Annotated in this window: 10 protein-coding genes; 4 read left to right on the top strand and 6 right to left on the bottom strand. The window is 72.3% G+C overall.

All coding sequences use genetic code 11. The features are described from left to right. Positions 1–99: 99 nt before the first annotated feature. The 3 genes from ACFVU7_RS21035 (at position 100) to gndA (ending at position 18,816) form a co-directional block, all read left to right on the top strand. Entirely contained in the window at positions 100–15,684 is a 15,585-nt protein-coding gene (locus ACFVU7_RS21035; RefSeq protein ID WP_388046414.1) for an amino acid adenylation domain-containing protein, read from the top strand. Between the two features lie 156 nt (positions 15,685–15,840). Continuing rightward, entirely contained in the window at positions 15,841–17,142 is a 1,302-nt protein-coding gene (locus tag ACFVU7_RS21040; RefSeq protein WP_117492923.1) for an MFS transporter, read from the top strand. A 219-nt stretch (positions 17,143–17,361) separates the two neighbouring features. Beyond that, positions 17,362–18,816: an NADP-dependent phosphogluconate dehydrogenase gene (gndA, locus tag ACFVU7_RS21045; protein ID WP_388046416.1), complete on the top strand. Its 1,455-nt coding sequence runs from the start codon at positions 17,362–17,364 to the stop codon at positions 18,814–18,816. Positions 18,817–18,873: 57 nt separating this feature from the next. Here gndA and ACFVU7_RS21050 read toward each other — a convergent pair whose 3' ends face one another. Together ACFVU7_RS21050 and ACFVU7_RS21055 are read right to left on the bottom strand one after the other, a co-directional pair. Further along, the gene (locus tag ACFVU7_RS21050; RefSeq protein WP_387826211.1) at positions 18,874–20,229 is read right to left on the bottom strand and encodes an MFS transporter; all 1,356 of its coding nucleotides are present in this window, start codon (positions 20,227–20,229) and stop codon (positions 18,874–18,876) included. Positions 20,230–20,232: 3 nt separating this feature from the next. Then, the gene (locus ACFVU7_RS21055; protein ID WP_387826214.1) at positions 20,233–20,583 is read right to left on the bottom strand and encodes a DUF5825 family protein; all 351 of its coding nucleotides are present in this window, start codon (positions 20,581–20,583) and stop codon (positions 20,233–20,235) included. Between ACFVU7_RS21055 and ACFVU7_RS21060 the strand changes: the two genes are divergently transcribed. Beyond that, positions 20,570–20,710 (top strand): BBE domain-containing protein, encoded by a 141-nt coding sequence (locus tag ACFVU7_RS21060; protein ID WP_387826217.1) that lies wholly within the window; start codon positions 20,570–20,572, stop codon positions 20,708–20,710. The genes ACFVU7_RS21055 and ACFVU7_RS21060 overlap by 14 nt on opposite strands. Before the next feature lie 24 nt (positions 20,711–20,734). Here the strand turns inward: ACFVU7_RS21060 and ACFVU7_RS21065 are convergent, their stop codons facing one another. The 4 genes from ACFVU7_RS21065 to ACFVU7_RS21080 form a co-directional block, all read right to left on the bottom strand. Continuing rightward, positions 20,735–21,472: a class I SAM-dependent methyltransferase gene (locus ACFVU7_RS21065; protein WP_387826219.1), complete on the bottom strand. Its 738-nt coding sequence runs from the start codon at positions 21,470–21,472 to the stop codon at positions 20,735–20,737. Positions 21,473–21,636: 164 nt separating this feature from the next. Beyond that, positions 21,637–22,839, bottom strand: a complete 1,203-nt coding sequence (locus tag ACFVU7_RS21070) for an MFS transporter (protein WP_388046418.1) — start codon at positions 22,837–22,839, stop codon at positions 21,637–21,639. Between the two features lie 110 nt (positions 22,840–22,949). Beyond that, complete coding sequence (locus tag ACFVU7_RS21075) at positions 22,950–23,195, bottom strand: hypothetical protein (RefSeq protein ID WP_375873703.1); 246 nt, start codon at positions 23,193–23,195, stop codon at positions 22,950–22,952. A gap of 210 nt (positions 23,196–23,405) precedes the next feature. Then, positions 23,406–24,089, bottom strand: a complete 684-nt coding sequence (locus tag ACFVU7_RS21080) for a DUF6308 family protein (RefSeq protein WP_049657380.1) — start codon at positions 24,087–24,089, stop codon at positions 23,406–23,408. Positions 24,090–24,248: the final 159 nt, after the last annotated feature.

A 24,248-nucleotide genomic window follows, 5' to 3' on the forward strand; every position in this document is an offset into this window, starting at 1 on the left:
CACGGACGCGGCAATGACATGACAGCCACACCCGGCATCCCTGGGTGCCCTGATCTTACGAATGACCAGAACGATCCCACGAAGAAAGGTATGGATGTCATGGCTCAGCAGATGGAACCGACGACCGGGCAGAAGGACACGGCCGAGGGCGGTCGCGCTCCCGAGTCGGCGCAGGAACAGCTCCTGTGCGGCCTCTTCGCCGAGGTCCTCGGGCTGCCGTCGGTGGGAGTCGATGACAACTTCTTCGCCCTGGGCGGCCATTCGGTCATCGCGACCCGGCTGATCAGCCGCATCCGCAGCACGCTCGGCGCGGAGCTCGGCATCCGGGACCTGTTCCGGAACCCGACCGTGGCCCGGGTGGCGGAGAAGCTGAAGGAGGGGCGTCCGGCGCGGCCGGCGCTGGTGGCGGGTGAGCGTCCGGAGGTGCTGCCGCTGTCGTTCGCGCAGCAGCGGCTGTGGTTCCTCGACCAGTTGGAGGGTGCGTCCGCCACGTACAACAGCCCGTTCGTGTTCCGGCTGCACGGGGCGGTGGACGTGGAGGCGCTGCGCGGGGCGATCGGTGACGTGGTCGGGCGGCACGAGGCGCTGCGGACGGTCTATCCGGCGGTCGACGGGCAGCCCCGCCAGGTGGTGCTGCCCGTCGGGGACGTCGAGGTGCCGTTCAGGGCCGAGCCGTGCACGGCGGAGGAGCTGGCGGAGCGGATCTCCGCCGAGGCCCTCGCCGCGTTCAACCTGTCCACCGGGCTGCCGTTGCGGGTGGTGTTGTTCACGGTCGCCGAGGGCGAGTCGGTGCTGGTGGTGACCTTGCACCACATCGCGAGTGACGGTTGGTCGATGGAGCCGTTGTGGGAGGGGGTGGCGTCGGCGTATCGGGCCCGGTTGGCGGGGGTTGCTCCGGAGTGGTCGCCGTTGCCGGTGCAGTACGCGGATTACACGCTGTGGCAGCAGGGTCTGTTGGGTGGGGTCCTGGATCAGCAACTCGCCTACTGGTCAGGGGTGTTGCGGGATGCGCCGCAGGAGGTGGCGCTGCCGTTGGATCGGCCGCGGTCGGGGGTGGGTTCGCGTGCGGGTGGTCTGGTGGAGTTCGGGCTGGATGCCGGGCTGCACGCGGAGTTGGAGGGGTTGGCGCGTCGGCATGGCGTGACGCTGTTCATGGTGCTGCACGCGGGCCTGGCGGCCCTCTTGTCGCGGTTGGGCGCGGGGACGGACATCCCCATCGGCACGGTGGTGGCGGGGCGTTCGGATGAGGCCTTGGACAAGCTGGTCGGGTTCTTCGTGAACACGCTGGTGCTGCGGACGGATGTGTCGGGTGCGCCGACCTTCGGTGAGTTGCTGGGCCGGGTCCGGGATACGGATCTGGCGGCGTTCACCCACCAGGACCTGCCGTTCGAGCGCCTGGTGGAGGAGCTGAACCCCGTCCGCTCCGCGTCGGTGCACCCGTTGTTCCAGGTGATGCTGGTCCTGCAGAACAACAGCGAGTGCAGTCTCCGACTCCCGGGCCTGGTCGTGGAGCCGGAGTGCTCTGTGGCTGCCCCGGCCCGGTTCGACCTCAACCTGAGCTTCTCCGAGCACCATGACGCCGCCAACAGGCCGGCCGGCATCCGGGCCGAACTGCGCTACGCCGCCGACCTCTTCGACCACGGCACCGTCACCACCTTCGCGGAGCGCCTGCGCCGGGTGCTGGCCGCGATGGTCGCGGATCCGGAGCAGTTGGTCGGGTCGGTTGAGGTGTTGGTGGGTGGCGAGCGTGAGTTGGTCGTGTCGGGGTGGGGTGGTGGTGGGGGTCCGGTGCCGGCGGGGACGGTGTCGGGGTTGTTCGGGGAGCAGGTGGTGCGGGCTCCGGGTGCGGTGGCGGTGGTGGATGGTGATCGCCGGTTGTCGTACGGGGAGTTGGATGTTCTGTCGGATCGGATGGCCGCGCGGTTGGTGGAGTCCGGTCTGGAGCGGGGCGGGTTGGTGGGGGTCTGCCTGGGGCGTGGTGCGGATCTTGTGGTGGCGTTGTTGGGTGTGTTGAAGGCGGGTGGTGGTTACACGCTGTTGGATCCGGAGTTCCCGCGGGAGCGGTCGGCTTTGGTGGTGGCCGAGGCGGGTGTGGGTCTGGTGGTGTCGAGTTCGGGGCTTCGGGGGTCGGTGGAGGGGCTCGCGGAGTGTGTGGTGTGGGTGGATGAGGAGTGGGAGCCGGCGGCGGGCGGGGTGGTGCCGTCGGTGGTGGTGGGTCCGGAGGATGTGGCGTGTGTGATGTTCACGTCGGGTTCGACGGGTCGGCCGAAGGGTGTGGTGGCGCCGCATCGGGCGTTGGTGGGAACGTATCTGGGGCAGGAGTATTGCGAGTTCGGTCCGGGTGAGGTGTTTCTTCAGTGCTCGCCGGTGTCGTGGGACGGGTTCGCGCTGGAGTTGTTCGGCGCGTTGTTGCATGGTGCGGTGTGTGTGTTGCAGCCGGGGCAGAATCCGCAGCCGGCGGTGATCGAGAAGTTGGTGGTGGAGCATGGTGTGACGATGCTCCAGTTGTCGGCGAGTCTGTTCAATTTCCTGGTGGATGAGCATCCGGGGGCTTTTGCGGGGGTTCGGACGGCGTTCACGGGTGGTGAGGCCGGTTCGGTGGCGCATGTGGCGAAGGTGCTGGGCTTGTTCCCGGGGTTGCGGGTGGGCAACGGGTACGGGCCGGCGGAGAGTATGGGCTTCACGACGTGCCACGCGGTGACCGAGGAGGATCTGGGGTCGTCGTCGTTGCCGATCGGGCGTCCGGTGGGCAACAAGCGGGTGTTCGTGTTGGACGAGTGGTTGCGTCCGGTGCCGGCGGGTGTGGTGGGTGAGGTGTATGCGGCGGGGGCCGGTCTGGCGCACGGGTATGTGGGTCGGGCGGGTCTGACGGCGGAGCGGTTTGTGGCGAATCCGCTGGGTGTGGCGGGTGAACGGATGTACCGGACGGGCGACTTGGGTCGTTGGCGTGCGGACGGGGTGCTGGAGTATGTGGGGCGTGCGGACGACCAGGTGAAGATCCGGGGTTTCCGGGTCGAGCCGGGTGAGGTCGCGGCGGTGCTGTTGGCGCACGAGGCGGTGGCGCAGGCCGCGGTCGTGGCACGCGAGGACCGACCGGGCGACAAGCGCCTGGTCGGCTACGTCGTCCCGGTGAACGGTCGGAACGTGGACGCGGCGGAACTGCGTCACTTCCTGGTCAAGCGGCTGCCGCGTCACATGGTGCCGTCGGCGGTGGTGGTGCTGGAGGCGTTGCCGATCACGCCGAACGGCAAGCTGGACCAGCGCGCACTGCCCGCACCTGCCGCCACCGCCGTCGAGCCGGGCGGACGCGCACCGCGCTCGGTGCAGGAGGAACTGCTCTGCGGCATCTTCGCGGAGCTGCTGGGCCTGCCGTCGGTGGGGATCGACGACGATTTCTTCGCGCTGGGCGGGCACTCGCTCCTCGCGGCCCGGCTGATCAGCCGGATCCGCAGTACCTTCGGCGCCGAACTCGGCATCCGCGACCTGTTCGACGCCTCCACGGTCGTCGGCGTCGCCGAGAAGCTGAAGGAGGGGCGGCCGGCGCGGCCGGCGTTGGTGGCGGGGGAGCGGCCGGAGGTGCTGCCGCTGTCGTTCGCGCAGCAGCGGCTGTGGTTCCTCGACCAGTTGGAGGGCGCTTCCGCGACGTACAACAGCCCGTTCGCGTTCCGTCTCCACGGCTCGGTGGACGTCGAGGCGCTCCGTGCGGCGATCGGTGACGTGGTCGGCCGGCACGAGGCGCTGCGGACGGTCTACCCGGCGATCGACGGCCAGCCGCGCCAGCTGGTCCTGCCCGCCCAGGACGTCCAGGTGCCCTTCACGGTCGTGGAGTGCGGGAGCGACGCGCTGGACGAGGCGGTGCGCGGGGCCGCGTTCACCCCGTTCGACCTGTCCACCGATGTGCCCGTACGGGTGGTGTTGTTCCGGCTCGGCGAGGGCGAGTCGGTGCTGGTGGTGACCTTGCACCACATCGCGAGTGACGGTTGGTCGATGGAGCCGTTGTGGGAGGGGGTGGCGTCGGCGTACCGGGCTCGGTTGGCGGGGGTTGCTCCGGAGTGGTCGCCGTTGCCGGTGCAGTACGCGGATTACACGCTGTGGCAGCAGGGTCTGTTGGGTGGGGTCCTGGATCAGCAACTTGCCTACTGGTCGGGGGTGTTGCGGGATGCGCCGCAGGAGGTGGCGCTGCCGTTGGATCGGCCGCGGTCGGGGGTGGCTTCGCGTGCGGGTGGTCTGGTGGAGTTCGGGCTGGATGCCGGGCTGCACGCGGAGTTGGAGGGCCTGGCGCGTCGGCATGGCGTGACGCTGTTCATGGTGCTGCACGCGGGCCTGGCGGCCCTCTTGTCGCGCCTGGGCGCGGGGACGGACATCCCCATCGGCACGGTGGTGGCGGGGCGTTCGGACGAGGCCTTGGACGAGTTGGTCGGGTTCTTCGTGAACACGCTGGTGCTGCGGACGGATGTGTCGGGTGCGCCGACCTTCGGTGAGTTGCTGGGGCGGGTCCGGGACACGGATCTGGCGGCGTTCACCCACCAGGACCTGCCGTTCGAGCGCCTGGTGGAGGAGCTGAACCCCGTCCGCTCCGCCTCGGTGCACCCGTTGTTCCAGGTGATGCTGGTCCTGCAGAACAACAGCGCGGTCAGCCTCCAACTCCCGGGCATCACCCTGGAATCGGAGACCTTCGACACGGCGCCGGCCCGGTTCGACCTCAACTTCGCCTTCACCGAGGCCTGGGCTGCCGATGGCACGCCCGGTGGGATCCAGGTGGAGCTGCAGTACGCCGCGGACCTCTTCGACCACGGCACGGTGGAGGTGCTGGGCCGCCGTCTCGGTTCGCTGTTGACCGCCATGGTCGCGGATCCGGAGCAGTTGGTCGGGTCGGTTGAGGTGTTGGTGGGTGGCGAGCGTGAGTTGGTTGTGTCGGGGTGGGGTGGTGGTGGGGGTCCGGTGCCGTCGGGGACGGTGTCGGGGTTGTTCGGGGAGCAGGTGGTGCGGGCTCCGGGTGCGGTGGCGGTGGTGGATGGTGATCGCCGGTTGTCGTATGGGGAGTTGGATGTTCTGTCGGATCGGATGGCCGCGCGGTTGGTGGAGTCCGGTCTGGAGCGGGGCGGGTTGGTGGGGGTCTGCCTGGGGCGTGGGGCGGATCTCGTGGTGGCGTTGTTGGGTGTGTTGAAGGCGGGTGGTGGTTACACGCTGTTGGATCCGGAGTTCCCGCGGGAGCGGTCGGCGTTGGTGGTGGCCGAGGCGGGTGTGGGTCTGGTGGTGTCGAGTTCCGGGCTTCGGGGGTCGGTGGAGGGGCTCGCGGAGTGTGTGGTGTGGGTGGATGAGGAGTGGGAGCCGGCGGCGGGTGTCGGGGTGGTGCCGTCGGTGGTGGTGGGTCCGGAGGATGTGGCGTGTGTGATGTTCACGTCGGGTTCGACGGGTCGGCCGAAGGGTGTGGTGGCGCCGCATCGGGCGTTGGTGGGGACGTATCTGGGGCAGGAGTATTGCGAGTTCGGTCCGGGTGAGGTGTTTCTGCAGTGCTCGCCGGTGTCGTGGGACGGGTTCGCGCTGGAGTTGTTCGGTGCCCTGTTGCATGGTGCGGTGTGTGTGTTGCAGCCGGGGCAGAATCCGCAGCCGGCGGTGATCGAGAAGTTGGTGGTGGAGCATGGTGTGACGATGCTCCAGTTGTCGGCGAGTCTGTTCAATTTCCTGGTGGATGAGCATCCGGGGGCGTTTGCGGGGGTGCGGACGGCGTTCACGGGTGGTGAGGCCGGTTCGGTGGCGCATGTGGCGAAGGTGCTGGGTCTGTTTCCGGGGTTGCGGGTGGGCAACGGGTACGGTCCGGCGGAGAGTATGGGCTTCACGACGTGCCACGCGGTGACCGATGCGGATCTGGGGTCGTCGTCGTTGCCGATCGGTCGTCCGGTGGGCAACAAGCGGGTGTTCGTGTTGGACGAGTGGTTGCGTCCGGTGCCGGCGGGTGTGGTGGGTGAGGTGTATGCGGCGGGGGCCGGTCTGGCGCACGGGTATGTGGGTCGGGCGGGTCTGACGGCGGAGCGGTTTGTGGCGAATCCGCTGGGTGTGGCGGGTGAACGGATGTACCGGACGGGCGACTTGGGTCGTTGGCGTGCGGACGGGGTGCTGGAGTATGTGGGGCGTGCGGACGACCAGGTGAAGATCCGGGGTTTCCGGGTCGAGCCGGGTGAGGTCGCGGCGGTCCTGCTGGCGCACGAGGCGGTGGCGCAGGCCGCGGTCGTGGCACGCGAGGACCGGCCGGGCGACAAACGCCTGGTCGGCTACGTGGTGCCGGTCGCGGGCCGGGAGGTCGATCCCGACGAGCTGCGGCGTTTCGCCGCGGGGCGGCTGCCGCGTCACATGGTGCCGTCGGCGGTGGTGGTGCTGGAGGCGCTGCCGATCACGCCGAACGGCAAGCTGGACCAGCGCGCGCTGCCCGCGCCTGCCGCCGCCGCTGTCGAGCCGAGCGGTCGGGCGCCGCGTTCCGCGCAGGAGGAGATCCTGTGCGTGGTGTTCGCGGAGGTGCTGGGCCTGCCGTCGGTGGGGATCGACGACGACTTCTTCGCCCTGGGCGGCCATTCGCTCCTCGCGGCCCGGCTGATCAGCCGCATCCGCAGCACCTTCGGCGCCGAACTCGGCATCCGCGACCTGTTCGACGCCTCCACGGTCGTCGGCGTCGCCGAGAAGCTGAAGGAGGGGCGGCCGGCGCGGCCGGCGTTGGTGGTGGGTGAGCGTCCGGAGGTGCTGCCGCTGTCGTTCGCCCAGCAGCGGCTGTGGTTCCTGGATCAGCTGGAGGGCGCTTCCGCCACGTACAACAGCCCGTTCGCGTTCCGCCTGCACGGCGCGGTGGACGTGGAGGCGCTGCGTGGGGCGATCGGCGATGTGGTCGGGCGGCATGAGGCGCTGCGGACGGTCTACCCGGCGGTCGACGGCCAGCCCCGTCAGCTGGTGCTGCCGGCCGGTGAGGTCGAGGTGCCGTTCAGGGTCGAGCCGTGCGCGGCTTCGGAGGTGGCGGGGCGAATCGAGGCCGAGGCCTTCGCCGTCTTCGACCTCTCCGTCGAACTTCCCTTGCGGGTCGTGCTGTTCGCGCTTGGCGAGGACGAGTCGGTCCTGGTGCTGACCCTGCACCACATCGCCAGCGACGGCTGGTCCTCCGGCCCGCTCTGGCAGGGGGTCACGTCGGCCTACCGGGCCCGGCTGGCCGGAGCCGCCCCGGAGTGGGAGCCGCTGGCCGTCCAGTACGCGGACTACACCCTCTGGCAGCACAACCAGCTCGGGGAGGCTCTCGACCAGCAACTCGCCTACTGGTCCGAGGCGTTGAGGGACGCGCCGCAGGAGGTGGCCCTGCCCTTCGACCGGCCTCGACCCGCTTCCGCGTCGCACGAGGGCGAGCTGTTGGAGTTCCATGTCGGCCCCGAGCTGCACGCGGAGTTGGATGCGTTGGCGCGTCGGCACGGCGTGACGCTGTTCATGGTCCTGCACGCGGGCTTGGCGGCTCTGCTGTCGCGCCTGGGTGCGGGGACGGACCTCCCGATCGGCACGGTGGTGGCCGGGCGTTCGGATGAGGCCTTGGATGAGCTGGTCGGGTTCTTCGTGAACACCCTGGTCCTGCGGACGGATGTGTCGGGTGAGCCGACCTTCGGTGAGTTGCTGGGGCGGGTCCGGGATGCGGACCTGGCGGCGTTCACGCACCAGGACCTGCCGTTCGAGCGCCTGGTGGAGGAGTTGAACCCGGTGCGTTCGCTGGGCCGGCACCCGCTGTTCCAAGTGATGCTGGTCCTGCAGAACAACGAGGAGGGCAGCCTCCAGCTCCCGGATGTCGTGGTGAGTACGGAGTCGTTCGGGACGCCGCCCGCGAAGTTCGACCTCAACCTGACGTGCGTCGAGAACCGTGACGCCGCCAATGCGCCTGCCGGTATCACGGTGGTCCTGCAGTACGCGACCGATCTGTTCGACCAGGGGACCGCGGGTCTGGTGGCGGAGCGGTTGGTGCGCTTGCTCGGGGTGGCGGTCGGGGATCCGGAGGTTCCGGTGTCCGGCTGGGAGGTGTTCGACTCGCCTGAGCAGGAGCGGTACTTCCTCAGTCGGGCGGAGCGGGCGCGGGCCGGTGCGGTCGAGGCTGTGGAGGTGCAGGGGCATCGTGGTCCGAGGACGGCGCAGGAGGAGATCCTGTGCGCGTTCTTCGCCGAGGTCCTCGGGGTTCCGTCGGTGGGTATCGATGACAACTTCTTTGCCCTGGGCGGGCATTCGCTCCTGGCGACGCGCCTGATCAGCCGGATTCGTACCACGTTGAACGCCGAGCTGGGCATCCGCGACCTGTTCCGTAACCCGACGGTGGTCGGGGTGATGGAGAAGCTGAAGGAGGGCCGTCCGGCGCGTCCGGCGTTGGTGGCGGGTGAGCGGCCGGAGGTGCTGCCGCTGTCGTTCGCGCAGCAGCGGCTGTGGTTCCTGGATCAGCTGGAAGGCGCTTCCGCGACCTACAACAGCCCGTTCGCGTTCCGGCTGCACGGCGCGGTGGACGTCGAGGCCCTGCGAGGGGCGATCGGCGACGTGGTCGGCCGCCACGAGGCCCTGCGGACGATCTACCCGGCGGTCGACGGCCAGCCCCGCCAGCTGGTGCTGCCGGCCGGTGAGGTCGAGGTGCCGTTCAGGGTCGAGCCGTGCACGGCCGAGGAGGTGGCCGGGCGGATCGAGGCCGAGGCCTTCGCCACCTTCAGCCTCTCCGCTGAACTTCCGCTGCGGGTAGCCCTGTTCACCCTCGGCACGACCGAGTCCGTCCTCGTCCTGACCCTCCACCACATCGCCAGTGACGGTTGGTCCTCGGGCCCGCTCTGGTCGGGCATCGCCTCGGCTTACCGTGCCCGTCTGGCCGGCCTGGTCCCGCAGTGGGAGCCGCTGGCCGTCCAGTACGCGGACTACACGCTCTGGCAGCACAACCAGCTGGGCGAGATCCTCGACGAGCAGTTGAAGTACTGGCGTAACGCGCTGGGAGAGCTGCCGCAGGAGGTGGCCCTGCCCTTCGACCGATCCCGTCCTGCCGCCGCGTCGCATGAGGGTGAGCTGCTGGAGTTCCATGTCGGCCCGGAGCTGCACGCGGAGTTGGACGCGTTGGCGCGTCGGCACGGCGTGACGCTGTTCATGGTTCTGCACGCGGGCCTGGCGGCTCTGCTGTCGCGCCTGGGTGCGGGGACGGACCTCCCGATCGGCACGGTGGTGGCCGGGCGTTCGGATGAGGCCTTGGATGAGCTGGTCGGGTTCTTCGTGAACACCCTGGTCCTGCGGACGGATGTGTCGGGTGAGCCGACCTTCGGTGAGTTGCTGGGCCGGGTCCGGGATGCGGACCTGGCGGCGTTCACGCACCAGGACCTGCCGTTCGAGCGCCTGGTGGAGGAGTTGAACCCGGTGCGTTCGCTGGGCCGGCACCCGCTGTTCCAAGTGATGCTCGTTCTGCAGAACAACGACGAGGGCACGCTCCAACTCCCGGGCCTCACCGCTCAGCCCGAGTCCTTCGGGACGCCGCCCGCGAAGTTCGACCTCAACCTCACCTGCGTCGAGAACCGTGACGCCGCCAACGCGCCTGCCGGTATCACTGCCGTTCTGCAGTACGCGACCGATCTGTTCGACCAGGGGACTGCGGGTCTGCTGGCGGAGCGGTTGGTGCGCTTGCTCGGGGTGGCGGTCGGGGATCCGGAGGTTCCGGTGTCCGGCTGGGAGGTCTTCGACTCTCCCGAGCAGGAGCGGTACTTCCTCAGCCGGGCGGAGCGGGCCCGGGCCGGTGCGGTCGAGGCTGTGGAGGTGCAGGGGCATCGTGGTCCGAGGACGGCGCAGGAGGAGATCCTGTGCGCGTTCTTCGCCGAGGTCCTCGGGGTTCCGTCGGTGGGTATCGACGACAACTTCTTCGCTCTGGGCGGCCATTCGCTCCTGGCGACGCGCCTGATCAGCCGGATTCGTACCACGTTGAACGCAGAGCTGGGCATCCGTGACCTGTTCCGTAACCCGACCGTCGTCGGGGTGATGGAGAAGCTGAAGGAGGGGCGGCCGGCGCGGCCGGCGCTGGTGGCGGGGGAGCGGCCGGAGGTGCTGCCGCTGTCGTTCGCCCAGCAGCGGCTGTGGTTCCTCGACCAGCTGGAAGGCGCCTCTGCCACCTACAACAGCCCGTTCGCGTTCCGCCTGCGCGGCGCGGTGGACGTCGAGGCCCTGCGAGGGGCGATCGGTGACGTGGTCGGCCGCCATGAGGCCCTGCGGACGATCTACCCCGCGATAGACGGCCAGCCCCGCCAGCTGGTGCTGCCCGCCCAGGACGTCCAGGTGCCGTTCAGGCTCGAGCCGTGCACGGCCGACGAGCTGGCCGAGCGGATCGAGGCCGAGGCCTTCACCACCTTCAAGCTCTCGACCGAACTTCCCTTGCGGGTGGTGCTGTTCACTGCCACTGAAGGGGAATCCGTCCTCGTCCTGACCCTCCACCACATCGCCAGTGACGGGTGGTCCTCGGGCCCGCTCTGGTCGGGTATTGCCTCGGCTTACCGGTCCCGTCTGGCCGGTCTCGTCCCGCAGTGGGAGCCGCTGGCCGTCCAGTACGCGGACTACACGCTCTGGCAGCACAACGAGCTCGGCGCGACCATGGACCAGCAACTCGCGTACTGGTCCGAGGCGTTGAGGGATGCGCCGCAGGAGGTGGCTCTGCCCTTCGACCGGCCCCGCCCCGCCACCGCCTCGCACGAGGGTGAGCTGCTGGAGTTCCACGTCGACCCCGGCCTGCACGCCGAACTGGACGCCTTGGCGCGTCGGCACGGCGTGACGCTGTTCATGGTCCTGCACGCGGCTCTGGCGGCTCTGCTGTCCCGCTTGGGCGCCGGCACGGACATCCCCATCGGCACGGTCGTCGCCGGACGTTCGGACGAGGCCCTGGACGACCTCGTCGGGTTCTTCGTGAACACCCTGGTGCTGCGGACCGACGTTTCGGCGGAGCCGACCTTCGGCGAACTGCTGGACCGGGTCCGGGACGCCGACCTGGCGGCGTTCACCCACCAGGACCTGCCGTTCGAGCGCCTGGTCGAGGAGTTGAACCCGGTGCGTTCGCTGGGCCGGCACCCGCTATTCCAGGTGCTCCTGGTCCTGCAGAACAACGACGAGGGCACCCTCCAACTCCCGGGCCTCACCGCCCAGCCCGAGTCCTTCGGGACGCCCCCCGCGAAGTTCGACCTCAACCTCACCTGCGTCGAGAACCGCGACGCCGCCAACGCGCCCTCCGGCATCCTCGCTGTTCTCCACTACGCCACCGACCTCTTCGACCGCGACACCATGACCCTGCTGGCGGACCGCCTGATCCGGCTGCTCGGGGTGGCGGTCGGGGATCCGGAGGTTCCGGTGTCCGGCTGGGAGGTGTTCGACTCTCCCGAGCAGGAGCGGTACTTCCTCAGCCGGGCGGAGCGGGCCCGGGCCGGCGCGGTCGAGGCTGTGGAGGTGCAGGGGCATCGTGGTCCGAGGACGGCGCAGGAGGAGATCCTGTGCGCGTTCTTCGCCGAGGTCCTCGGGGTTCCATCGGTAGGCATCGATGACAACTTCTTCGCCCTGGGCGGCCATTCGCTCCTCGCGACCCGACTGATCAGCCGGATCCGCACGACCCTCAACGCTGAGCTCGGCATCCGCGACCTCTTCCGGAACCCGACCGTCGTCGGGGTGATGGAGAAACTGAAGGAGGGCCGCCCGGCCCGTCCCGCGCTGGTGGCGGGTGAGCGTCCGGAGGTGCTGCCGCTGTCGTTCGCCCAGCAGCGGCTGTGGTTCCTCGACCAGCTCGAAGGCGCCTCCGCCACCTACAACAGCCCGTTCGCGTTCCGCCTGCACGGTTCGGTGGACGTCGAGGCCCTGCGCGGGGCGATCGGTGACGTGGTCGGCCGGCACGAGGCGCTGCGGACGGTCTACCCGGCGGTCGACGGCCAGCCCCGCCAGCTGGTCCTGCCCGCCCAGGACGTCCAGGTGCCCTTCAGGGTCGAGCCGTGCACGGCCGACGAGGCCGCGGGGCGGATCGAGGCCGAGGCCTTCACCACCTTCGACCTCTCCGCCGAACTCCCTCTGCGGGTGGCCCTGTTCACCCTCGGCGCGACCGAGTCCGTCCTGGTCCTGACCCTGCACCACATCGCCAGTGACGGCTGGTCCTCCGGTCCGCTCTGGCAGGGCATCGCCTCGGCCTACCGGGCCCGCCTGGCCGGCCTCGTCCCCGACTGGGAGCCGCTGGCCGTCCAGTACGCGGACTACACCCTCTGGCAGCACAACGAGCTCGGCGACACCATGGACCAGCAACTCGCCTACTGGTCCGAAGCACTGAGGGGTTCGCCGCAGGAGGTGGCTCTGCCCTTCGACCGGCCCCGCCCCGCCACCGCCTCGCACGAGGGCGACCTGCTGCAGTTCCACGTCGGCCCCGAGCTGCACGCCGAACTGGACGCCTTGGCGCGTCGGCACGGCGTGACGCTGTTCATGGTCCTGCACGCGGCTCTGGCGGCTCTGCTGTCCCGCCTGGGCGCCGGCACGGACATCCCCATCGGCACCGTCGTCGCCGGACGCTCGGACCAGGCGCTGGACGACCTGGTCGGGTTCTTCGTCAACACCCTGGTCCTGCGGACGGACCTCTCGGACGCCCCCAGCTTCGGCGACCTGCTGGGTCGGATCCGGGACACCGACCTGGCGGCGTTCACCCACCAGGACCTGCCGTTCGAGCGGCTCGTCGAGGAGCTGAACCCCGTTCGCTCCAGCTCCGTGCATCCGCTGTTCCAGGTGATGCTGGTGCTGCAGAACAACGACGAGGGCACCCTTCAACTCCCGGGCCTCACCGCCCAGCCGGAGTCCTTCGGCATGCCGCCCGTCAAGTTCGACCTCAACCTCACCTGCGTCGAGAGCCGCGACGCCGCCGGCGCCCCCTCCGGCATCCTCGCCGTTCTCCACTACGCCACCGAGCTCTTCGACCGGGACACCATGGCCCTGCTGGCGGACCGCCTGCTCCGGCTGCTGACCGCCCTGGTCGCGGACCCGGACCAGTCGATCGAGGCGGTCGACATCCTGAGCCCGGCCGAGCGCCGGCAGATCCTCGTCGAGTGGAACGACACCACGCGCGTCCCGGCGGACACCGGGCTGGTCCCGGAGGTCTTCGAGGGGCACGTCCGGCGGACGCCGGACGCGACCGCGCTCGTCTTCCAGGGCGGGAGTCTGACGTTCCGTCAACTCAACGCTCGGGCGAACCGCCTGGCGCGGCTGCTGATCGACCGCGGGGTGGGGCCGGAGCAGTCCGTGGCCGTCCTGCTCCCGCGGGGCACGGACCTGGTCGTCTCGCTGCTGGCGATCCTGAAGGCCGGGGCCTGCTACGTCCCGGTCGACCCGGAGTACCCGGTCGAGCGGGTCGGGTACATGCTCGACAACTGCCGCCCCGGCCTGGTGATCACCGGCGGGGACACCGCCGAGCGTTTCGCCGGTCTGGCCGGGCGGGTGCCGCACCTGCTGGACCTGGCGGAGCCGTCGCTGGGCGCCGAGCTGGCCCGCCGGTCCGAGGCCGACGTGTCGGACGCCGACCGGCTCGCGCCCCTGCGTCCCGGGCACGCCGTGTACGCCATCTTCACCTCCGGGTCGACGGGGACGCCGAAGGGCGTGCTCGTCGAGCACCGCTCCCTCGCCAACCTGGTCCACAGCCACCGGGAGGACGTCTACCGGGCCGACATCGCCTCGGCCGGCCGTCCCCTGCGGGCCGCCATGATCGGGGCGACGACCTTCGACGCCAGTTGGCTGCTGCTCTTCTGGCTGCTGGACGGCCACGAGCTGCACCTGGTGGACGACGAGACGCGCCGGACGCCGGAGCTCCTGGTCGACTACATCGACGGCGAGCGGATCGACTACCTGGAGACGACCCCGACCTACTGCCGGCAGCTGGTCGAGCTGGGGATGCTCTCCGAGCAGCGCGCCTCCCGCCCGCGGATCGTGGACGTCGGCGGTGAGGCCGTCGACGAGGCGCTCTGGGATGTTCTGCGGCGGGCCGGGGTCACCGCCAACAACCAGTACGGTCCCACCGAGTGCACCGTGTACAGCACGAACGCCGTGATCGGCGAGTACGAGCGGCCGGTCATCGGCCGGCCGATCCGCAACACCCGGCTCTACGTCCTGGACGACCGACTGCGGGTGGTCCCGCCGGGCGTTCCCGGCGAGCTGTACATCGCCGGGGAGAGCCTCGCCCGCGGCTACCTGGGCCGGCCGGGTCTGACGGCCGAGCGCTTCGTGGCGGATCCGTTCGGTGCGGCGGGCGAGCGGATGTACCGCACCGGCGACCTCGTGCGGTGGCGTGCCGACGGCGCCCTGGAGTACGTGGGGCGTGCGGACGACCAGGTGAAGATCCGGGGCTTCCGGATCGAGCCGGGCGAGGTCGCCGCGGTGCTGATGGCGCACGAGGCGGTGGCGCAGGCCGCCGTGGTGGTGCGCGAGGACCAGCCGGGGGAGAAGCGCCTGGTGGGCTACGTGGTGCCGGTCGCCGACCGGGCGGCCGACCCGGAGGAGTTGCAGCGCTTCGCCGCGGGCCGTCTGCCACGGCACATGCTGCCGTCGGCGGTCGTGGTGCTGGCGGACCTGCCGATGACCTCGCACGGCAAGCTGGACCAGCGGGCGCTGCCGGCGCCGGTCGCCGGTGCGGGAGGCGGCGGACGGGCCGCGCGTTCGGCGCAGGAGGAGATCCTGTGCGCGGTCTTCGCCGAGGTCCTCGGGGTGCCGTCGGTGGGCATCGACGACGACTTCTTCCTCCTGGGCGGGCACTCGCTGCTCGCGGCCCGGCTGATCGGCCGGATCCGCACCGCCCTCGGCGCCGAGATCGGCATCCGGGACGTCTTCGACGCCCCCACCGTCGCCGCGCTCGCCGGCCGCTTGGACGACGCGGGGGACGGGGACGGCGCGCTCGCCACCCTGCTGCCGTTGCGCAGGAGCAGCGGCCCGGCGGCCCGGCCGCTGTTCTGCGTGCACCCCGCGGCCGGCGTCAGCTGGGTCTACTCGGGCCTGCTCCGCCACCTCGACGGCGGCCGTGCCCTGTACGGTCTCCAGGCCCGCGGCCTGCTGGCCCCCGAGGCCGTTCCGGCCGGCCTCGACGCCATGGTCGACGACTACCTGGCGCTGATCCGCTCCGTCCAGCCGCAGGGTCCGTACGCGCTGCTGGGGTGGTCGTTCGGCGGGGTCGTGGCGCACGAACTCGCCGTCCGGCTCCAGGAGGAGGGCGAGGAGGTCGAGGCACTCACCCTGATGGACAGCTTCCCGAGCGGGGGCGGCGGCGGATCGACCGAACCGGCCCGGGAGTTGACCGGTGCGGAGGCCGTCGGGGCGCTCCTGGAGTCGCTCGGCCACGACCCGGAGTCCGCGCGGGCCGCGGACGGTCCGTTCGCCCTGCTCGGCGACGCCGCGGTGGAGGCGATGGCCAGGGTCTTCCTCGCGAACATCGCGGTGCTGGACTCCTTCAAGTCCCGTACGTTCAGGGGCGATGTGCTGTTCTTCGAGGCGACCAGGGAGGAGCCGCGCCCCCCGGTGCGGCCGGAGGACTGGCGGGCCCACGTCACCGGTCGGATCGAGGTGCACCGGGTGACCGGGCGGCATGGTGAAATGACGAGGCCCGATCAGCTCGCCCAGATCGGCCCCGTTCTCGCCGCCTGGCTGGCCGGCGGGCGCGACCGGTCCTAGCCGGTGGGGCCGGCGGCCCGTGCGCCGACCGGCGTACGGGCCGCGCGGCGGTCCTGCTCCCCGCGCCGGCGTCGGCCGCGGGGTGCCGGAGGGGACGCAACCAGTGGGCGGCTCCGGGCAGTTCGGATTTCCTACCGCGACAGATCGGAGCGTTCAATGGGCAACGGCACACGTGGCGGCTTGCTCCGCCGCCACCGGGACTTCCGGCTCCTCTGGTCAGGCGAGACGGCGGGGCGCTTCGGCCAGTCGGTCACGGTCCTCGCCGTTCCGCTGATCGCCGTGTCGACCCTGCACGCCGACACCTTCGAGGTCAGCCTGCTGAGCGCGGCGCCCTGGGTGCCGTGGCTGGTCATCGGCCTTCCGGTGGGCGTCTGGGTGGACCGGCTGCGGCGCAGGCAGGTGATGTTCTGGGCCAACGTCATCTGCTTCGCGCTCTTCGCCAGCGTCCCGGTCGCGGCGTGGGCCGGAGTGCTGGGGGTGACCCAACTGCTGCTCGTGGCCCTGCTCGCGGGCGCCGCCACGGTGTTCTTCCAGACCGCGTACACCGCCTACCTGCCGGACCTGGTGAAACCGGAGGACCAGGCCGAGGGCAACGCCAAGCTCCAGGGCAGCGCCTCCGCGGCGCAGATCGCCGGGCTCGGCTGCGGCGGCCTGCTCATCCAACTCGCGGGCGCCGCCAACGGGATGCTGGTCAACACGACGACCTTCCTGCTGGCGACCCTCTGCCTGGTCGCCATCCGGCACCGGGAGTCCGCACCCGAGCGGGTCCAACGGCCGCGCGGCGCCATGGCCAAGGAGATCCGGGAGGGGCTGGGACTGCTCTTCGGCGACCCCTTCCTGCGGAGCCTGGCGCTCTTCGGAGCGGCGTCCAACCTCGCCCTGACCGGGTACCAGTCGCTCATGGTCGTCTTCCTGGTCCGTGAGGTCGGCCTGTCCTCCGGCGAGATCGGCAGCCTCGCGATGGTCAGCGGAATCGGCGGTGTGCTGGGGGCGTTCGTCGTGCGCCGGGTCAGCGCCAGGCTGGGCAGCGGACGCGCCCTGCTGGTGTTCGAGCTGGTGCTGCCGGCGCTGGCCCTGCTCATCCCGCTGGCCGGCCCCGGGTGGGGCCTGCTGATGATCGTCCTCGCCTACAGCGGGGTGGCGATCGGCATCGTGGCGGGCAACGTCATCAAGTCCGGGTTCGTCCAGAGCTACGTCCCGAGCGCCGTGCTCGGCCGGCTCGTGGCGAGCTCCGCGTTCCTCAACTACGGGACGATGCCGCTGGGCGCCCTGCTCGGGGGCGCGCTCGGCACCTGGCTCGGCCTGCGCCCGGCCCTGTGGATCCTGACCGCGGGCGTACCGGCGGCGGCCCTCTTCCTCTACTGCTCCCCGATCCGCCGCCACCGGGACCTGCCGACCGGGCAGCTGCCCGGGCACCGGCCGCAGGCCGAGCCGGAAGCGGTCGAGGCGGTGCGGTAGAGCTTGTCGCGGAAGGTTCGGGCGCCGGGTCGGGGCACCTGAACGGGGGAGTCCCCCGCGCGGCGGGCGGGTGCGGCCGGTGAGCATGTAGTCCGACCGCCCGTGGCGCCGGGCCGGGTCCGCGGCGCGCGTCGGCGGGCGGGCACGGCCGCCCCGGGAACCCGCGGCGCAGGCCCGCGAGCCCCGCCGGGGGACTCCCCGAGGAAGGAAGCACCCGCCATGGAGGCATCGGCACAGATCGGCGTGACGGGGCTCGCGGTGATGGGCCGCAACCTGGCGCGGAACTTCGCCCGCAACGGCTACACGGTCGCGGTGCACAACCGGAGCGAGGGCCGGACCAAGTCCCTGGTCGAGGAGTTCGGCCACGAGGGCGCGTTCGTCCCGGCGTGGTCCCCGCAGGAGCTGGTGGCCGCACTGGAGCGCCCCCGCCGGCTGCTGATCATGGTGAAGGCCGGCCGGGCCACCGACGAGGTCATCGAGGAGTTCGCCCCGCTGCTGGAGGCGGGCGACCTGCTCATCGACGGTGGCAACGCCCACTTCGCCGACACCCGCCGCCGGGAGCGGGCGCTGCGCGAGCGCGGCATCCACTTCGTCGGGACCGGCGTCTCCGGCGGGGAGGAGGGCGCGCTGCACGGCCCCTCGGTGATGCCCGGCGGCTCCGCCGAGTCCTACGCCGTCCTCGGCCCGATGCTGGAGCGGATCAGCGCCCACGTGGACGGCGACCCGTGCTGCACCCACATCGGCACCGACGGGGCCGGCCACTTCGTGAAGATGGTGCACAACGGCATCGAGTACGCCGACATGCAGCTCATCGCCGAGGCCTACCACCTGCTGCGGGAGGTCGGCGGGTACGCCCCCGCCGAGATCGCCGAGACCTTCCGGCGCTGGAACGAGGGGCGGCTCGACTCCTACCTGATCGAGATCACCGCCGAGGTGCTCGCCCACACCGACGCCGCCACCGGCGAGCCCTTCGTCGACGTCGTCCAGGACGCCGCGGAGCAGAAGGGCACCGGGCGCTGGACCGTCCAGACCGCCCTCGACCTCGGCTCCCCGGTCACCGCCATCGCCCAGGCCACCTTCGCCCGGGTCGCCTCCGCCCGGGCCGAGCTGCGGGCGGCCTACCGGCCGCTGCCCGGGGGCGGCCGGCAGGAGTTGCGCCCGCACGAGGCCGAGCGCTTCACCCGGGACGTCGAGCAGGCCCTCTACGCGTCCAAGGTCATCGCCTACGACCAGGGCTGGACGATGATCCGTGACGCCGCGGCCGAGTACGGCTGGGACATCGACCTGGGGGCGGTGGCGAGGATCTGGCGCGGCGGGTGCATCATCCGCGCCGCGTTCCTCGACCGGATCCGTGCCGCCCACGCGGCCAACCCCGACCTGGTCAGCCTGCTCGCCGAGGAGGAGTTCGCGGCCGAGGTCTCCGACGCCCAGGCGGCCTGGCGCACGGTGGTGGCCGGCGCGGCCCAGCACGGCATCCCGGTGCCGGCCTTCTCCGCCGCGCTCGCCTCCTACGACACCCTGCGCAGCCCGCACCTGCCCGCCGCGCTGATCCAGGGGCAGCGCGACTTCTTCGGCGCCCACACCTACCGCCGCACCGACCGCCCGGGCAGCTTCCACACCCTCTGGGCCGAGCCTGGACGCCCCGAGGTGCGGACGGACGGCGGGACGGCGTAGCCGGACGGCCCCGGCGCCCCGGGGGGGGCGGGCGTCAGGGCCTCTCCGGGGCGGGCCTCAGGGCGTCTCCGGGACGCTCTTCCGCTCCGCCGCCCGCTCGATCTCCGCGAGCATGTCGCGCGGGAACCAGAGGCTGCTCGCGCCCGCGAGGGCGACGGCCGCCGCGCCGACCAGTACCGGCACGATGCCGACCCGGGAGGCGAGCCACCCGCCGAGGAAGGCGCCGACGGGCAGGGTGGCGGTCAGCACGGCCTGGAGGAAGGCGTTGACGCGGCCCAGCAGGTGGGCGGGGGTGACGAGTTGGCGCCCGGTGGTCATGGCGATCGACCAGATGGTGGCCATCAGTCCGAACAGCAGCTGGTACAGGACCAGCACGGCGAAGGACAGCCCCAGGGAGGCCGCCGGGATGAGGAAGAGGGCGGCGCCCGCGCCCACGGCGCACAGCCGGATGGCCCGGGCCATGCCCAGCGCCCGGGTCACCGAGGTCGCGACCAGCACGCCGGTGCCCATGCCGACGGCGTACGCGGCGTAGACCGTGCCGAGCTGCCACGGGGGCAGCTGCAGCTCCCGGTCGGCGTACAGGACGAACAGGCCGCCGCCGGCCCCGCCGCCGAGGTTGAGCCCGGCCGCGGCCAGCGCCTGGCGGCGCAGCAGGGTCTCGCGCCGGATGACCGCGAGGCCCTCCCGCAGGGCGTCGAGGCGGGAGCGCGCGCCGCTGCCCGCCTCCTGCGCGGACCGGTTCAGCGCGGCCGGCAGGGCGAGGAACAGGGCCCCGCCGACGAGGTAGGCGGCGCACTCGACCAGCAGCGCCGGGGCCGGGTCGATCAGGCCGATCAGGATGCCGCCGAGCGCCGGCCCGCCGATCAGGCCGATGGTCCGGGCCCCGGTGAGCGAGGAGTTGGCCGGCAGCAGGCGGTCCGGGGGCACCACGCGGGGCAGACAGGACTGCAGCGCGACGCCCTGCGCGGAGTTCAGCGCCCCGGAGGCGGCGGCCGCGGCGAACAGGTGTGGCCAGGTCAGGCCGTCCAGCGCGGCGGCGAGCGGCACGCTGCCGATGGCGGGGACCTGCAGCCAGGACACCGCTACCAGCATCCGCCGCAGCCGGGCCCGGTCGACGGCCACGCCGATCAGCGGGCTGAGCAGGACGCCGGGCAGGTAGGTCATCGCCATCAGCGCCGAGGCGCCGAGCGGGCCGGCGTGCAGGTGGGCGATGGCCAGCAGCGGCAGCGCCAGCGCGGTGACCTGACGCCCCACCGAGCTGGTCATCTGCTCCGTGACCAGCAGCAGAAGCGGCCGGTGCCGGCGCAGCGGTACGGAATCCGGGGCTTTGGCCGGGGCCGGGGTGGCGGCCGGGGTCGCGGCCGGGCCGGACTCCGGGGGTATGGACGACTCCTCGGCCGTGGAGGATCCCATGTATCAAACTCCTGTGTCGGGCACGGGCCAGTGGCGGATGCGGGGCGGGAGCGTCACCGCCCAGCCCCGGGTGACGAGCACGAGGCCCTCGGAGGCCGGCACGGACACCGCCTCACGGCCCGTACTGCTGAGGTCGTCCAGGGCGGTGGGGGTCAGGCAGGCCCGGAAGGTGGCCACCAGGTCGGGGTGGTCCAGGGCGAAGCGGGCCGAGGCGTCCGGGGTGCGGCGGTCGCGGACCTGGAGGACGTCCGGTCCCCGGATGCGCGGGCCCCACGTGCTCTCGGCAGCCCGTGGCGGGGAGTCACGGAAGTAGTCCATGCCGATGATGTTGTCGACCGTGATGAGGTCGAGCAACTTGTGCTGGTGGACGAGCCGTTCGGTCTCGGACTACGCCCGGCTCGCGGTCGTGGAGAAGGCGTACGACCCGGCGAACGTCCTGCGCGACAACCTGAGCATCCGACCCGAGGGCGACGAGCTCTAGGCAAGCGGCGGTCCGGGCCCGGGCTCAGTTCGGCGCGGAACCGCCCGGCCCGGCGACCAGCCAGTGCGCGGGCAGCTCGATCCGGGAGCCGTCGGCGGCCGACTCCGTGGTGGCCAGCGGCAGTTCGCCGGCGGCGAGGACGTCGAGGCCGGCCGTGCGGAACAGCTCCGGGAAGACCGCGTCGGCGACCTCGGCGGGGGCGAGCCCGTGCGAGAACACCGGGCGCAGCTTCGGCGGCGGACCGTCCGGGGCGTGGACGAGCTCGCCCAGCACGCCCTTGGCCGCCTCGGCGAGCTCGAACACGAAGGCCCGGCCGCGGTCCCCGAGCAGGATGCGAATGGCCTCGACCACCCGTGGGCGGTCCGCCGGCTCGCTCTGGTGGATCACCCCGCGCACGTACACGTTGGCGTCGCCGAGGCGCTGGTGGAGCGCCCGGACGGCCTCGGGGTCGGTGGCGTCCAACCGGGTGAACTCGGCCCGCCCGGCCGGGTCGCAGCGCCGGGCGAGGTCCAGCGCGGCGGCGGACAGGTCGACCCCGAGGGCGAGCGGGAAGCGCTCGGCGAGGAAGCGGGTCTGGGTGCCGTTGCCGCAGCCCAGGTCGACGATGGGCAGCGCGGGGTCCGCCAGGTGCGGGCGGAGCAGCGTGAGGTGGCGTTCGGCGCTGCGGGCCGGCTCCGCGTCCCAGATCACCCCGCCCGGTTCCTCGGGCGCGTCGCGCCAGAACCCCTCCCAGGCGTCCAGGTACCGACTCGTCACGCTCATGGCGGAGGCCTCCGGGTGGTGCGCGGGGTGTCTGGCTCGTGTCTATCGGTACCCGGCCGGGGCGGCAAGCGGGTACCGGCGGGCGGCGGCGGGCGCGCGCGGACGGCGTGCGGGGGGCGCGTACGGCGGCGCGCGGGATCGGCTCGCGAGGTCGGCCCGCAGGGTCAGCCCGCGGCGCGCGCCTGGCGCAGCAGGTAGAGGCCGGAGGCGGCGGCGAGCACCGCCATGCAGGCGGCGAAGACCAGGCCCGCGTGCGTCAGGCCGAGCGGCCCGGTCAGCAGGCCCACCCCGATGACCGGGATCGAGATGCCGAAGTAGGCGACCACGAACAGCGCCGAGAGGGCGCCGCCGCGGTGCTCGGGAGGAGCGGCCGCGGCCACCTCGCCCACCGCCCCGCGCAGGCCCATGCCCTGCCCGGCGCCGCCCGCCAGGGCGCTGAGCACCAGCGGCGGCAGGCTCTCCCAGGCGAGCGAGGCGGCCAGCAGGGCCATCCCGGCGATCAGCACCAGGCAGCCCAGCGGCACCGCCCGGGCGGTGCCCAGCCGGGGCACCAGGAGCTGGCCGAGGGTGGAGGCGAAGAAGGCCGTGAAGACGACCAGGCCGACCACCGCGCGGTTGTGGACGCCCAGACCGGTGGCGAGGAAGGCGGGACTGACCGAGGTGAACAGGCCCAGCAGGGAGAAGCCGGCGAACGCGGCGATCCCGGCCGGCACGAACACCCGGCGGACCTCCGGCGGCAGCGCCGGCCGGTCGGGCCGGGCCGTGCGCAGCGGACGGGCCCCCGCGACCGTCTCCGGGAGCATCCAGGTGAGGGCGAAGCAGACCGCGAGCAGCCCCAGGTGCACGACGAACGGCAGCACCAGCGGGTACGGGGCGTACTGCGAGAGCAGGCCCGACAGCAGCGGACCGCAGCCGAGCCCGCCCATGTTGGCGGCGGTCGCGACGAAGCCCGCGCGGGCCTGGTGCCCGGGCGGGGCGAGCTCCAGCACGTACGCCGTCCCGGTGCCGGTGAACAGCCCCGCCGAGAACCCGGACAGCAGCCGGCCCAGGCAGAGCAGGGCGACGCTGTCCGCGGTCAGGAAGACCACGGCGCTGGCGGCCGAGCAGACCAGCCCGCAGAGCAGCACGGGCCGGCGCCCGACGGCGTCCGAGACGTTGCCGATCAGCAGCAGGACGCCGATGACCCCGAAGGCGTACACCGCGAACACGACCGTCACCGTCAGCTCGGAGAAGCCGAGCTTCTCCTGGTACAGGCCGTAGAGCGGGGTGGGCAGCGTGGTGCCCGCCATGCAGACGGCGAACGCGGCGGCGGCGACGAGGTGGCCCACCCGGGCCGTACCAGGCCCGGCGGTCCGACGATCGGTCATTCGCCCACGATAGGCGCGCACCCGGGAGGGGGGCCGTGCCGTGCGGGGGAGCGCTGCGCCGAATGGCCGTCCGGCCGTGCCCGGTGGCGACCGGGCGCGGGAGGGCAGGGTCAGCGGTCCGGGTGCCAGGTGGATTCGAGGGCGGTGGTGCCGTCCGGCCGGGGCACGGGGTGCCAGCGGGCGCGCAGACCGGCCGGACGGGCGGCCGGCCGGGGCGCGCCCAGGGCACCGAGCACGGTGCTGTCGAGCGGGCTGGCGGCCAGCCGGTCCAGCACCCGCGCGCACGCGCCGCGCAGGCCGTGGCCGTGGCGGCGCGCGTCGGGGACGTCGGAATGGAAGGCAGCGAGGACGGACATGCGGCTCACCTCCGGAGCGACCTGCGGGTCGTGCAGGCGTGGTCCGTCCAGCTTCGGGCCGTCCGGGGGCACCGGGCTCCGGATTGACGGGCTATTGACGGCTGCCGACACTGCGCTGACGAACTGCTGACGCGGAGGCGGTCCCCGCGCCCGCCGCCGTTGGTCCCCGCGCCCGCTCGGCGGAGGTCCGCCCGGTGGCGGGACGCGGGGTCAGCCCGTCGCCTGCCCGGCCTCGCCCTGGTGCATCCAGGCGATGACGTCCAGCACCCGCAGCACGCCGATGTCCTCGCCGATCCCGGCCTCCGTGCGGAGCTCCGCCAGCCGGGCGCGGAACGCCCCGCCGTCCGCGCGCAGGGCGTCGGCCAGCGCGGACCAGAAGGTGGTGTCGACCTTCGGCCGCCGGAAGAGCGCCTTCACCCGGATGTCGTAGACGGGTATCAGGTGCGGCCGCTTGCGGGCCAGCAGCTTGCCCGCGACGACGGGGCCGACCCCGTCCGGCTTGCCCGGGTACGCGGCGCGGGGGTTCGCCAGCCGGTCCCACAGCTCGGCGGCCGGCCCGCCGGGGGCGATCAGCGGGGCACTGGCCGGGTCCTCCAGTCGGGCGTCGCGGGGGATCGCGGACAGCAGCCGGCCCCAGTGCCCGTCGGGGTCGGTGAGCAGCTCGACGGCTCCGTGCGGCTCGACCGAGACGCTCAGCATGGTGATCGCGAGCAGGTCGTCGGCGGTGAAGGCGTCCGCCGTCTCCGGGCGGTCGCCGCCGCCGGCGAGCCGCTCGAAGTGGGCGCCCGTGTAGTAGTGGTCGCCCTTCGCCCGCAGCCGGGTGAAGTAGGCACGCAGCAGCCGGACCGAGGCCCCGGTGTCCCCGTACACCGGGGGAATCCACAGCGCCGTCATGAGGGACCCCCTTCGAATCCGTGCGTCCGGGGGCAGTGTGGCAGAGGGGTCCGACAATCCGGTCCGGAGGCCGCTGAACCGGGCCGGTGCCGGGGGCCGTAGGACCGTAGTGGGCGCGCAGCGGTGCGTCCGCGAAGCGGCGGGCGCGTCCGCGAGGAA

Source organism: Kitasatospora sp. NPDC058046 (genome assembly GCF_042885595.1).
GTDB lineage: Bacteria > Actinomycetota > Actinomycetes > Streptomycetales > Streptomycetaceae > Kitasatospora.

Bases quoted from the DNA above. Each gene is read 5' to 3' on its own strand.
- ACFVU7_RS21060 (WP_387826217.1), top strand. From the start codon at position 20,570: ATGAGGTCGAGCAACTTGTGCTGGTGGACGAGCCGTTCGGTCTCGGAC.
- ACFVU7_RS21070 (WP_388046418.1), bottom strand. From the start codon at position 22,839: ATGACCGATCGTCGGACCGCCGGGCCTGGTACGGCCCGGGTGGGCCAC.
- ACFVU7_RS21065 (WP_387826219.1), bottom strand. From the start codon at position 21,472: ATGAGCGTGACGAGTCGGTACCTGGACGCCTGGGAGGGGTTCTGGCGC.
- gndA (WP_388046416.1), top strand. From the start codon at position 17,362: ATGGAGGCATCGGCACAGATCGGCGTGACGGGGCTCGCGGTGATGGGC.
- ACFVU7_RS21080 (WP_049657380.1), bottom strand. From the start codon at position 24,089: ATGACGGCGCTGTGGATTCCCCCGGTGTACGGGGACACCGGGGCCTCG.
- ACFVU7_RS21075 (WP_375873703.1), bottom strand. From the start codon at position 23,195: ATGTCCGTCCTCGCTGCCTTCCATTCCGACGTCCCCGACGCGCGCCGC.
- ACFVU7_RS21035 (WP_388046414.1), top strand. From the start codon at position 100: ATGGCTCAGCAGATGGAACCGACGACCGGGCAGAAGGACACGGCCGAG.
- ACFVU7_RS21040 (WP_117492923.1), top strand. From the start codon at position 15,841: ATGGGCAACGGCACACGTGGCGGCTTGCTCCGCCGCCACCGGGACTTC.
- ACFVU7_RS21050 (WP_387826211.1), bottom strand. From the start codon at position 20,229: ATGGGATCCTCCACGGCCGAGGAGTCGTCCATACCCCCGGAGTCCGGC.